Here is a 12,780-nt window from a genome sequence, read left to right on the forward strand (position 1 = left end):
ATTCTCGCCGGCCTTCAGCCGCCCGGCGCATCCTTGTCCGGACCTGCGGCGAAGATCGTCTCGCGCGCTTCGGCGAGCTCGCTGATCGCCTTGGCGGTGGCGGCGCCCCAGACCAGGTGGACCCAGATCATCAGCGCGTTGCGGCGGGCCGGGTGATCGACCGCCGGCCGGAGCAGGTTCAGAGCAGGGATCCACCCCATATAGCTGCCCAGCCACACGGCCGCGCCGGCAGCAGCCCCGGCCGCCGGGCCCGGGCGGGTGCCGGCCGCCGCGAGCAAGGCCCCGCAGCCGGCGCCATAAGCGAAATGAGCGGCGATCGTGGTGTCCTTCGCCGCCTCGTCCGACAGGGCCGCGGCCGAATCAACGATCTCCCGCGGCGTGAGGGGGTAGCGCTCCTTCGCGGGCAGGCGCCGGTGAAGACGGCGCATCGCCGAGGTCATCGCCATGGTGCCGACCAGACCAGCCACGGCGCCGACGAAGAGGCGGGAGCCGAGCCTCACAAGGCGATGTCCGGCCGGGCGATCATCAGCCAGAAGATCGCGAGCACGGCGAAGAAAGCCGGAAAGCCGAAGGCGAACCACAGCCGGTAGAGCCGGTGATATCGTTCGGGCAGAGGCTCCCCCGCCGCCGCCGCCTCCCTCGCCAGATCGCGCATCTTCGCCTGCATCCAAACCACCGGCAGCCAGAAAGCCCCGGTGAACAGATAGAGCGCGATCGAGGCGATAATCCAGCCTTCGTCGAGATCGTAGCCGAGCGTGCGGACGAGCAGCAGCCCGGTGACCGGCTGAGCGACGACGGCGGTCGCGGTGAAGACATAGTCGGCGATGACGACGATCCGTGCGGTCGCCGCGACCGTCGCCGGGTTGCCGGTGCGGTGCGCCATCAGCATGAAGAAGGCGATACCCGCGCCGGTGCCGAGCAGGACGGTCGAGCCGATCACGTGGAGATATTTGAGGATCAGATAGGTCATCGTTCGTCCAGGATGGCGAGGCAGACAAGGTTGAGCGCGAGGATCGGCCACACCTTCATCATCGGACCGAGCGAATCCGCCCACAGCGCCGGCAGGAGCAAGGTTCCGAGCAGGAGATAGGCAAGAGAGACGAGCAAAGCGGCGATCAGGCCGAGCCGGGCAGTCGGCCGCCAGAGAATGAGCGCGCCGACGGCGAGATCGACCAGAGCGCCGCCGGCCACCGCCAGCTCCGCAAGGCGCGCGGCCGCCGTCATCTCCATCACGTCGACGGCGTGGTTCCAGCCGGGGCCGAGCGAGACCAGCCCGGTCATCAGCCAGAACAAGGCGAAGACCCCGATCGCCACCGGCTTCAGCAGATAAAGACGGGCAAACCAGCGCTCCTGGACCGAGGCGGGATTGGCGGCCAAGGCGGCCTCGAGCGACTGCGGACGGATCCCCGTCGCCGCCGTCCAGCCGCTGCTGTCGCCGACGGCCCCGCGGACGATCTCGGCCCCGGCGGTACTGCGGATCGGCGGCCGCCAGCCAAGCCGCGCGGCGAGGTCGCCCGCTTTCCAGGCCGCGGCGAGGAGAAAGGCGGGGACGTGGATCCGGCGTGCCGGACGCCAGCCGAGCCAGCGGCGATAGGCGGCGACCACATCCTCGAAGGCGAGCCGATCCGGCCCGGCCAGCTCGAGCGCGACCTGTGACGGAGCCGTTCGCCCTTCCATGTGCGTGGGCCGGTCAAGCAGCCGCGAGACAGTCTCGGCGACATCATCGAGCTGAACGATGTCGATCGGCCCGGCGTTCGGGATGCAGGGAAGCAGGGGCAGAGCGGCGAGCCCGCGGAACAGGGCGCTGCCGCCATAAGCCGGCCGGCCCACGACGACGGACGGGCGAAGGATCACCCAATCGAGGCCGCTCGCTTCAAGGGCGGAATCGCCTTCTTGCTTGCTGCGGGAAAAATCGCTGAGACCGCCGCGATCAACGCCCATGGCGGAGAAATGGACGACCCGGCGGACGCCGGCCTGGACGCAGGCCTGCCATAGCGCCCGCGGCGCCGCATCGTGCACCCGCGAAGGGGAATCGCGCGGGCTGTCCTGAAGCACGCCAACGCAGTTCACGACGGCATCCACGCCTTCGAGCAAAGGGAGCCAGTCCCCCGGTGCCAGTGCGGAGCGAAGGTCGAGCCGCCGCCAGCGTGCGACCGGCACCCGGCGCGCCACGGAATCGAGGCTGCGCGCGACACCGACGACCTCGTGCCCATCCGCGGCGAGGCGCGCCGCCACCGCCGAGCCGATCAGTCCGGTCGCACCGAGCAGCAGGACCCGCAACCATGCCTCCTCGCATCAGGACAAAGCAGAACCGGCCGCATCGGCCTCCGTTCCGTACCCTGCAACACGGGCGGCAGGAAGGACGACCCGTGGCGTCCATCTCGCAATGGCGGGGCGGCAGGTGGATCCGGTTTCGCGCGGAAAGGCGCGAGTCGATGCAGGCACCCGCCACGGAATTGGAGAAGGATCGGACCTACAGCTCGACGCCGCTGGCTATGGCTTCGAGCTTCTTTAGCCGTTCCTTCACGTCAGCCAGTTCGATTCGAACGCCGACGTCGCCCTCGGACTCGTCCGTCGACCGGGCGAGCTCGAGCCGCTTGACATCGAGCCATCCGCGCCAGGCGCGGTAAGCGGTGAACGAGAGAATGAAGGTGACGCCGAGCGCGGTGGCGGCGGGGGTGAGGATTTCGACCATGTCCAAGACCTATTCGTAGCGAAGGGCGTTGATCGGGTTGGTGCGCGAGACACGCAGCGCGTGGCCCGAAACGGTGCCGATCGCGATCGCGAGAGCGATCAGGCCGGCGATGAGAAAGGGGCCGGGCCCAAGGTCGATCCGGACGTCGAAGCTGTTGAGCCAGTCGCGCATCACCCACCAGGCGGCCGGCCAGGCGACCAGATTGGCGACGATCACCGGCTTCGAGAACTGCCACGCGAGCAGACGGACGATGTCGCGCGAGCGGGCGCCGAATACCTTTCGGATCCCGATTTCCCGGGTTCGCCGCTCGGCAGTGAAGGCGGCAAGGCCGAACAGGCCGAGGCAGGCGATCACGACCGCGAGCCCCGCAAATCCGGCGAACGCCTGACCCCGGGCCGCATCGGTGGCGTAAAGCTCGGCGAGTTGATCGTCTGCATATTCCCCTTCGAACGGCACGTCTGCGACAAGCCGCTTCCAGACCTGAGCGACATTCTGCCGAACGGCCTCCGGGTTCGACGAACGATAGCGTATGGCAAGGCTGCGATAGATTCCGCGGTCGAAGAACAGGCTCGGCTCGACCGATTCGCGCAGCGAGCGAAAGCGACTGTTCTCGACGACGCCGACGATCGTTGCCGGAAGCAGGCCGACCTCCTCCGGAAAGACGTTCAGCCTGACCTGGCGGCCGATCGCCGCCTGCGGGTCTGCATAGCCCATCTGCTCGGCGGCCAGCCGGTTGACGACGATGTTGAGCCCGCGCTGGACAAGCTCCCGCATTGCCGGCTCTGGATCCTCGCCCGTGCCCCAAGGCAGCCACAGCCGATCGCGGGCCTGATCGAGCGAGAGGGTCCGCCCGGCGAGCAAGGGCACGCGCATCGTCTGGAAGAAATCCGGATGGACGCTGTAATTGCCCAGGAGGAGCGGCTCGGCGCGGCCGGGCACCAGAGCGTTGGTGTTGGTAACGTTGCCGGTGGCGACGGTGATGCTGGTGCCGGCGACACCCTCCACACCCTCGATCCGGCCGATCTCGCGCATCAGGGTTTCGGTCTGCGGGATGACCTCGGCCCGATTCATATTGGCGACCTGGATCAGCCCTTCGCGCTCGAAACCCAGATCCGTGGTCTGGGCGAAGCGGGTCTGGGCGTAGACCACGATGGTGCAGATGATGAGCCCGATCGACACGGCGAACTGGCCGACGACGAGCAGGTTGCGCAGCCGCCCGGTGCCGAGCGGCTCGGCGGTCGACTTGTTCGCCTTGAGCACCGCCGCCGGCTGGAAGCGGGACAGATAGAAGGCCGGATAGAGGCCGCCGGCGAAACCGACGACGAGGAACAGCCCGGCAACCGGCAGCAGGATTCCGCCGACACCGAGATATTGGATTTCGAGGTCGGAATCGAGAAAGGCCGCCAGATAGGGCAGGCCGAGCTCGACCATGGCAAGCGCGATCAGCATGGCGAGACCGGTGATCAGCAGCGACTCGCCGAGAAACTGGAAGACGAGCTGGCGCCGATTGGCGCCGAGCACCTTGCGCAGCGCCACCTCCCTGGCGCGCTGGCTGGCGCGGGCGGTGGCGAGGTTGACGAAGTTGATCGACGCCATCGCCAGGATCAGCAGGGCGACGATGGCGAAGGTGACGATCGTGCGCCGGTCGTTGCCGGGACGGTCGAGCTCGCCCTCGGCGCCGCTCAGATGGACGTCGCGGACGTTGACCAGGTGCCAGTCGAACAGGTCCCCTTCGCTGACCTGCTGCCCGCCGACAATCACGGGCGGGATGTTGCGCCGCTCCCAGGCCTGGAGCTGGTCGTTGATCGCTTCGGCGTCGGCGCCCGGCCGCAGCTTCAGATAGACGAATCCGTTGACGCAGCCCCAGCCGCAATCGGCCTTCTCCTGCTCGCTGATCCGGCCGAGGGCGCGGAACGGCATGTGGCTGTTGCGGGGAATATCCTCGAAGATGCCGGTGACGCGCAGGCTGTACTGCTCCCCGCCACGCATCGAGGTCACCGTCCGGCCGATGATGTCGAGGCTGCCGAAGCGGTTCATCGCCTCGCTGCGGCTCAGCACCAGCGCGTCCATGCCGGAGAGCGCCGTCGCCGGATCGCCGCGCAGGAAGGGCAGTTGCAGGATTCGAAAGAAATTCTCGTCGGTCAGGTACATCTCGACGAAAACCGGCTCGCCTTCCTGGAGGAAGACCGGGTTGAAACCTTCGACGCGGGCGATTTCCTCGATCTGCGGGAAGTCCGCGGCGAGACTCTCGGTGATGACGCCGTGAGTGCCCTGCTGGGGCACGCGGTTCGGATTGTCCTCCGATACGTTGATCGACTGGACCTGAAAGACCCGCTCGGAGTCGGGCAGCCAGCGATCGTAGCTCGTCTCGTAGCGGACGTAGATCAGGATCATCAGGCAGGCGGCGAGGCCGAGCGCCAGGCCGAAGACGTTGATGAAGGCGTAGGTCCGGTTGCGGGTCAGTGCCCGAAATCCGACGGTGAGATAATTGCGCCACATCGGCCGTCTCCTCATTCGTAGCGCAAGGCGTGGATGGGATTGGTGCGTGCGACGCGGATGGCATGGCCGGCGATCGTGCCTATCGCGATCCCGAGCGCAAGCAGACCGGCGAGCGCGAAGGGCGTGAGCCCGAGGTCGATGCGCACGTCGAACGTGTTGAGCCAGTCACGCATCACCCACCAGGCGACCGGCCAGGCGATCAGGTTCGCGATCACCACCGGCTTGGTGAACTGCCAGACGAGCAGCTTGACGATATCCGCGACGCGCGCGCCGAGGACCTTGCGGATGCCGATCTCCTTCGTCCGCCGCGCGGCCGTGAACGCCGCGAGACCGAAGAGGCCGAGGCAGGAGATGATCACGGCGAGAATGGCGAAGCCGCCGAATACGGCCGCGCGCGTGCGGTCGCGCTGATAAAGCTCGGCGACCAGATCCTCGGCGAAGGCGGCATCGAAGGGAATGTCGGGCAGGAACTCCAGCCAGGCATTCCGGAGCCCTTCCATTACCTCGCCTGGCCGGTCGGAGCGGTAGCGGACGATCAACTGCGTGATCTCGTCGGGGTCGAAGGTGAAGATGAGCGGCTCGATCTCGTCGCGCGCGCTGCGGACGCGCGTATCCTCGACCACGCCGACGATCGTGCAAGGCACCATCTCCGCTCCGTCGACGCTCGTGCGCACCTGCTGCCCGAGCGCGGCCGAAGGGTCGCGAAATCCGAACATCTGTGCGGCGCGGCGGTTGACGATGATGTTCAGCCCGCGCGCGGAGAGATTTCCGATCGGCGTGCCCTCCGGAGAGCGGATGAGACGATCATTGGCGAAGCGCTCCCCGAGCATCCGGCCAGCGAGCAGGCGCATTCCCATCGCCGAGAAGAAGTCGGGATCGGCACGATAGACGCCGACATTGAGACCCTGGATCCCGCCCGGAGCGCTGACCGCCTGGATCGACTTGTTGATCGCGGCGATGCCGAGGTTGGTCCTGCCGACAGCGACGATTCCGGGGACGGATTCCAGCCGCCGCTTCGCCGCCTCGTAGCTGCCCGTTTCCTGCAGCCGCCAGGCACCGCCGACCTGGATCAGCCCGTCCCGCTCGTATCCGGGATCGACGGTGGTGACGAAGCGGGTCTGCGAATAGACGACCCAGGTGCAGATGATCAGGCCGATCGAAATGGCGAACTGCGCGACCACCAGCAGGTTGCGCAGCCGGCCGGTACCGTGCGGCTCGGCCGAGGACTTGTTCGCCCGCAGCACATGAGCGGGCTGAAAGCGAGCAAGGAAGAAAGCGGGGTAGAGGCCGCCAAGCGCGCCCACCAGCGCGATCAGGACGACGGCCATGAGGCCGATGCCCCCGCCGCCGAAGTAGCGAAGCTGGAAGTCGGCATCGAGATAGTTGCCGAGCATCGGTGCGAACAGCTCGATCAGCGTCAGCGCGATCAGCATCGACAGCGTCGCGAGCAGAACCGACTCGCCGAGGAACTGGAGGACCAGCTGCTTCCGGCTCGCCCCGAGCACCTTTCGCAGCGCGACCTCTCGGGCGCGCTGGCCGGCGCGCGCGGTCGACAGATTGATGAAGTTGATGCAGGCCATGGCGAGGATCAGTGCCGCGACGATGGCGAAAGTCGCGACGGTGCGGTGGTCGTTGCCGGGAGTCATCGACAGCTGCTGCGCCTCGCCGAGGTGGACGCCGCGCACCGGAACCAGTTCCAGGTCCATGATGTCGGCCTGCGAGGCGGTGCGGCCGTCGATGACCTGCGGCGGGATGACCCTCTTTTCCCAGTCGGGAAGCGCCGCATTGATGGCTTCGGCCTCCGCTTCGGGCCGCAGCTTCACGTAGTGATACTGGCCCATGGCGCCCCAGCTCCGAAAGATTTCGGGCCTGCCCGCATATAGAGCGGGATCGAAGCGCAGCAGGGCATCGAAGGCCATGTGGCTGTTGTTCGGCATGTCGGCGACGACACCCGTCACGATATAGTCGCGTCTCTCAGCGCCGCCGCTCGTGGTGATCGTCTGTCCGATGACGTCGATCGAGCCGAACTGCCGAATCGCCTCGGTTTCGGTCAGAACGATCGAAGTCACGTTCGGAAGGGCCTGCCCGGCCGAGCCGCGCAGGAAGCGGAGCTGGAATATGTCGAAGAAGGCCGGATCGACGCGAAGCCCCTCGACGGTGATCGGCCGACCCTGGTGAAGCACGGCCGGACGACTCGGAACGGCGATGGTGATGGCTTCGATCTGCGGAAAGCCGCCGACCAGCGTGTCGTGCACCGGCATCGGGCTGGACTGCGTAGCCGAGACCGGCTGCCCCGGCTCGTGCCAGGTCGCCTGCACCTGATAGATTCGCTCACTGTCCGGGAGCCAGGCGTCGTAGCTCGTTTCGTAGCGGACATAGAGGATGAGCAGCAGGCTCGCGGCGAGCCCGATCGCGAGGCCGAATATGTTGATGAAAGCGTAGGTCCGGCTCCTGACGAGCGAGCGGAAACCGACGGTCAGATAGTTGCGCCACATGCCGGCCTCCCTCCCCTCACTCGTATCTCAGCGCCTGGATCGGGTTGGCGCGCGCAACTTTGAAGGCGTGGCCGGCGATGGTCCCGATGGCGATCGCCAGAGCCAGGAGCCCGGCGAGCACGAACGGCGCCGGGCCGAGGTCGATGCGCGCGTCGAAATTGTTCAGCCAGTCGCGCATCACCCACCAGGCGACGGGCCAGGCGATCAGGTTGGCGACGATGATCGGCTTGGAAAATTGCCAGGCGAGCAGCTGGACGATGTCGCGGGTGCGGGCGCCGAGCACCTTCCTGATGCCGATTTCCTTGGTCCGCCGCTCGGCGGTGAAGGCAGCGAGGCCGAACAGGCCGAGGCAGGCCACGATGATCGCGAGGATTGCGAAGGCGGCGAACGCCTGCGCCCTGGCATCCTCGGCATCGTACAATTCCCCGATGATCGAGTCGCTATATTCGGCCTCGAACGGCACCTCGGTCGTGACGCCCTTCCAGACCCGCTCGATGGCGGCACGGACCTCGGCGGGATTGCCGTCGAACCGAGCGATGACGTGGGTGTGGCCGCTGTTCACGTTCTGGAACATGATCGGATCCATCGGCAGCTTGACCGAGCGGAAGCGCGCATCGCGCACGACGCCGATCACCGTGGCGGGAACGAGCCCGAATTCGCTTTGCACCAAACCGGCGCGGATGGTGCGGCCGACCGCATCGGCGGGGTTGCGGAACCCCAGCCGCCGCGCCGCCAGCTCGTTGATGACGATATTGCCGCCCCGGGCCGCGAGCGCGCGCTGCGCCGCGCCGTCGGGCGGATAAGGTACTGTCATATCGTCCATCGGCCGCTGCGGATCGAACCAGCGGCCGGCGACGAGCTGCATGCCCATCGCCTCGAGGAAGGCCTCGTCGACCTGATAAATGCCGATAAGGACCGGATCGGGGCGGCCGGGGATCATGACGTTCGTGTTGCTGTTATTGTCGGTCGCGACGCCGATATTCGTGCGGCCGGCGGTGACGACGCCCGGGACGCGCTTGATCCGATCGACCAGCATCTCGCCCTTTTCGAGCAGCTGGTAACGGCTGAGACCATCGATCTGGAGAATGTTGCTGCGGTCGTATCCCGGATCGACGGTGCGAGCGAAGACGGTCTGGCCGTAGATGACGGCGGTGCAGATGATGAGCGCGATCGAAACGGCGAACTGGGCGACGACCAGGATGCTGCGCAGACGCCCCGATCCTGGCGTCTCCGACGAGGATTTGTTCGCCTTGAGCACCGTCGCAGGCTCGAACCTGGAGATGAAGAAGGCCGGGTAGAGACCTCCCAGGACGCCGACCACGACCACCAGCCCCAGGACCGGCAGCATGATCCCCCCGGCGCCAAAATAGCGCACGTCGAGATTGGCGCCGAGAAAGGCGGTGAATGACGGCATCAGCAGCTCGATCAAAGCGAGCGCGATGAGCATCGCGCCGACGGCGACGATGATCGATTCGCCCACGAACTGCACGATCAACTGCCTTCGAGTGGCGCCGAGCGCCTTGCGCAAGGCGACCTCGCGCGCCCGCTGGCTGGCACGCGCAGTGGCGAGATTGGTGAAGTTCACCACCGCCATGCCCAGGATCAGCAGAGCTACGATCGAGAAGGTGATGATGGTGGTGCGGTCGTTCCCCGGCGCCATCGCCGCAGCCTGGGCCTCGCCCAGATGGACGTCGGTCAGGTTGACGATGTGCCAATCCTGGTCGTCGCCGGCGTTGTAGCGCGCCTCGCCCGTATTGTCGTCGGGAATGACCCGGTCCTCCCAGGCCTGGAGGCTCGAGCGGATCGCCTGAACGTCCGCACCCGGCCGCAGCTTCACATAGACCCAGCCGTTCTGGCAGCCCCAGCATTGGAGCGCCTGGGGAAAGTCGGCATTGTAGGCGATCAGATCGATCCGGATCAGACTGTTGATCCTGAGGTGCGAGTTGGTCGGCAGGTCGCGAAGCACGCCGGTGATCCGGAAGTCCCTCGTGACGCCGCGCGTGATGAGGGTCATCGTCTCGCCGACCACCCGATCGGTGCCGAACCGCCGCCGGGCCTCAGACTGGGTGATCACCGCGGAATTGGCCTGCGACAGCGCATTGTGGTCGCCATGCACCAGCGGCAGCGGCACGACGTCGAGGAAGTTGCCGTCGACCCAAAGGTAATCCTCGGTGGAGGTCGCCTCGCCGTTCCGGAAGAAGACCGGCTCGTTGTCGGTGACGTAGACCTCCTGCTCGATCTGCGGGAAATTGTCCTTGAGCGACTTGCCCGCAGTGTAAGGCGTCATCTGGAGCTTGGCTTCGTTCCCGGTATCGCGGGCCTTGTACCAGCTCTGCACCTGGTAGATGCGATCCGCCTCGGGGATCCAGCGATCGTAGCTGAGCTCGTAGCGGACGTAGAGCAGGATCATCAGGCAGGCGGCCATGCCGATCGCGAGGCCGAAGATGTTGATGAAGGCGTAGGTCCGGCTCTTGGCGAGCGCGCGGACGCCGACCGTCAGATAGTTGCGCCACATGGAACGCCTCCCCTCCTTCGCTGTCCCGCCACGCTCATTCGTATCTCAGCGCATGGATAGGGTTGGCGCGCGCCACCCGGACAGCGTGGCCGGCAATGGTGCCGAGCGCGATCGCCAGCGCCAGCAGGCCGGCCAGCAGGAACGGCGCCGGCCCCAGGTCTATCCGGGCTTCAAACGTGTTGAGCCAGTCGCGCATGGCCCACCAGGCGACCGGCCAGGCGATCAGGTTGGCGAGGATGATCGGCTTGGAGAATTGCCACGCCAGCAGCCGGACGATGTCTCCAGTGCGCGCGCCAAGCACCTTGCGAATGCCGATCTCCTTGGTCCGTCGCTCGGCGGTGAAGGCAGCGAGGCCGAACAGGCCGAGGCAGGCCACGATGATCGCGAGCAGCGCGAACCCGGCGAAGACCTGCGCGCGCGCCGCCTCGGGACCGTACAGCCTGGCGAGTATCTCTTCGGTGAAATATGCCTCGAACGGTACGTCGGGGACGACCCGGCGCCAGACTTCACCGATATGCTCGCGCACCGCGCCGGGATCGGCGGAATCGTAGCGCACCGCCAGATAGCCGGCATAATCGCTTCCGAGCCGGTACATGATGGGCTCGACCGGCAGGCGGATGGAGCGCCAGCGCGTGTCCCTGACGACGCCGACGATGGTGACCGGCGTCAGGCCGATCTCCGGGTTGAACGGCGACAAGGAGACCCGCACCTGCTTGCCGACCGCGTCCTCGGGCGTGCGGAAGCCCAGCTGCCGCGCCGCCAGCGCGTTCACGATCACGTTGCCGCCGCGCCGCGCCAAGGCGCGCTCCGCCTCGGCGTCGCCGTCGACCGGAACGTGCAGCCGGTCCATCGGACGGTCCGGGTCGAACAGGCGGCCCGCGAGCCGGTCGATGCCCATCGTGGCGAAGAAATGCTCGTCCACCGCATAATTGCCGAGATTCACCGGTTCATCGCGGCCGGGCAGATAGACGGCGCGGCCCATCGTATTGTGCGTGTCGACGCCGATGCTCGTTCGCGAAACAGAGACGACGCCGTCGATCCGGCCGATCTCGCGCGCCAGCGTTTCGGCGACCGGCTGGAGCTGTCGGCGATTGAGATTGTCGATCTGGAGGATGCCTTCGCGACGGAAGCCGGGATCGGCGGTGCGGGCGTGTACCGTCTGGGCGTAGACGATCGCCGTGCAGATGATGAGGCCGATCGACACGGCGAACTGGGCGACGACCAAGGCGCTGCGCAGCCGGCCGGTGCCGGCGGCCTCGGCGGCGGATTTGTTGGCCTTGAGCACCTCGGCCGGCTGAAAGCGGGAAAGCTGAAATGCCGGATACAGACCTCCGACCGCGCCCACCAGCAACACGAGGAGGACGATCGGCAGGACAAGGCCGTCTGCGCCGAAATAGGTCATTTCGAGGTCGGCCTCGAGAAAGCCCGACAGGAACGGAAGCAGCAGTTCGGCCGCAGCCAGTGCGATCAGCATCGCGATCGTCGTCAGCAGCAGGGATTCACCGAGAAACTGGGCGATCAGCTGGCGGCGATTAGCACCAAGCACCTTGCGCAACGCCACTTCTCGGGCGCGCTGACTGGCGCGGGCGGTGGCGAGGTTGGTGAAGTTCACACAGGCCATGAACAGGATCAGGAAGGCGACAACGGTGAAGGTGACGATGGTGCGCTCGTCATTGCCGGGGGCGAAGCCGCCGAGCTGCGCCTCGCCGAGATGCACGTCGCGGACGTTGACCAAGCGCCAATCCTGGGCCTTGCCGCGGTCGATCGTGCCCCGGCCGAAATCTTCGGGCGGGATGTTGCGTCGCTCCCATTGGGGCATTGCGGCGTGGATCCGCTCGACATCCGTCCCGGGGCGCAGGCGCAGGTAGTTCCAGCCCGATATCTGTCCCCAGCTGGTGAGAAATTCGGGGAAGGTGGCAAAGGTGGTGGCCGGATCGATCCGGTAGATCATGCTGAGGCGCATGTGGGAATTGGGCGGCAGATCGCGGATCACGCCGGTGACGCGATGATCGACATGCTCGCGCTGCACGAGCGTCAGCGTTCTGCCGATCGGGTCCTCGTCGCCGAACAGCCGCTGCGCCACCGTTTCCGTCAGGACGACGTTGCCGGGCCGGGCCAGAGCCGTGGCCGGGTCGCCGCGGACGAAGGGCAGGGGCAGCACGTCGAACACCGGTCCGGCGGCGGCGGCGGCGTTCTCGATGGATATCGCCTCTCCGTCCTTCAGCGCGATGGCGAAGGTCCCGTACATGAAGAGCCGGCGCTCGACCTCGGGGAAATCCTGCTCCAGCGCCGTGCCGGCCGCATATTGGGACATCTGCATGCGATAGACCTCGCCGGTCTCGTCGTCGGTGCTGATGTTCTGGAGCTGGTAGAGATTCTCGGCGTTGGGCAGCCATTCGTCGTAGCTGCGCTCGTAGCGCACGTAGAGCAGCAGCATCAGGCAGGCGGCGAGGCCCACGGCGAGGCCGAAGATGTTGATGAAGGCGTAGGTCCGGCTCCGCAGCAGCGATCTCAAGCCGACGGTCAGATAATTGCGCCACATCGTCGGCGGCTCCCTTCCGTGGTCCAGCGCGAGC

At 66.7% G+C, this 12,780-nt stretch carries 8 protein-coding genes; all 8 read right to left on the reverse strand.

The features are described from left to right. Nucleotides 1-14 precede the first annotated feature (14 nt). A complete protein-coding gene (locus EKM57_RS07980) occupies nucleotides 15-500 on the reverse strand; it encodes a hypothetical protein (RefSeq protein WP_129791965.1) in 486 nt (161 codons plus the stop codon). Beyond that, nucleotides 497-970 (reverse strand): DUF2269 domain-containing protein, encoded by a 474-nt coding sequence (locus EKM57_RS07985; RefSeq protein WP_129791966.1) that lies wholly within the window; start codon nucleotides 968-970, stop codon nucleotides 497-499. The genes EKM57_RS07980 and EKM57_RS07985 overlap by 4 nt, the downstream gene beginning before the upstream one ends. Continuing rightward, nucleotides 967-2,280 carry an NAD(P)H-binding protein gene (locus EKM57_RS07990; protein WP_129791967.1) on the reverse strand — a complete coding sequence of 438 codons (1,314 nt, stop codon included), beginning with the start codon at nucleotides 2,278-2,280 and terminating at the stop codon, nucleotides 967-969. Before EKM57_RS07990 ends, EKM57_RS07985 begins: the two co-directional genes overlap by 4 nt. Nucleotides 2,281-2,473: 193 nt before the next feature. Beyond that, nucleotides 2,474-2,695 (reverse strand): hypothetical protein, encoded by a 222-nt coding sequence (locus EKM57_RS07995; RefSeq protein ID WP_129792117.1) that lies wholly within the window; start codon nucleotides 2,693-2,695, stop codon nucleotides 2,474-2,476. A gap of 9 nt (nucleotides 2,696-2,704) precedes the next feature. Then, nucleotides 2,705-5,194, reverse strand: coding sequence for an ABC transporter permease (locus tag EKM57_RS08000; RefSeq protein WP_129791968.1), 2,490 nt, complete (start codon nucleotides 5,192-5,194; stop codon nucleotides 2,705-2,707). 11 nt (nucleotides 5,195-5,205) lie between these two features. After that, entirely contained in the window at nucleotides 5,206-7,689 is a 2,484-nt protein-coding gene (locus EKM57_RS08005; protein WP_129791969.1) for an ABC transporter permease, read from the reverse strand. Nucleotides 7,690-7,705: 16 nt separating this feature from the next. Next, entirely contained in the window at nucleotides 7,706-10,204 is a 2,499-nt protein-coding gene (locus tag EKM57_RS08010) for an ABC transporter permease (protein WP_129791970.1), read from the reverse strand. A 34-nt stretch (nucleotides 10,205-10,238) separates the two neighbouring features. Beyond that, the gene (locus EKM57_RS08015) at nucleotides 10,239-12,746 is read right to left on the reverse strand and encodes an ABC transporter permease (RefSeq protein ID WP_129791971.1); all 2,508 of its coding nucleotides are present in this window, start codon (nucleotides 12,744-12,746) and stop codon (nucleotides 10,239-10,241) included. Between the last annotated feature and the right edge of the window lie 34 nt (nucleotides 12,747-12,780).

Origin of the sequence: Sphingosinicella sp. CPCC 101087 (assembly GCF_004151485.1) — a bacterium.
Taxonomy (GTDB): Bacteria; Pseudomonadota; Alphaproteobacteria; order Sphingomonadales; family Sphingomonadaceae; genus Allosphingosinicella.

Bases quoted from the DNA above. Each gene is read 5' to 3' on its own strand.
- EKM57_RS07985 (WP_129791966.1), bottom strand. From the start codon at position 970: ATGACCTATCTGATCCTCAAATATCTCCACGTGATCGGCTCGACCGTC.
- EKM57_RS07995 (WP_129792117.1), bottom strand. From the start codon at position 2,695: ATGGTCGAAATCCTCACCCCCGCCGCCACCGCGCTCGGCGTCACCTTC.
- EKM57_RS08000 (WP_129791968.1), bottom strand. From the start codon at position 5,194: ATGTGGCGCAATTATCTCACCGTCGGATTTCGGGCACTGACCCGCAAC.
- EKM57_RS08005 (WP_129791969.1), bottom strand. From the start codon at position 7,689: ATGTGGCGCAACTATCTGACCGTCGGTTTCCGCTCGCTCGTCAGGAGC.
- EKM57_RS08010 (WP_129791970.1), bottom strand. From the start codon at position 10,204: ATGTGGCGCAACTATCTGACGGTCGGCGTCCGCGCGCTCGCCAAGAGC.
- EKM57_RS08015 (WP_129791971.1), bottom strand. From the start codon at position 12,746: ATGTGGCGCAATTATCTGACCGTCGGCTTGAGATCGCTGCTGCGGAGC.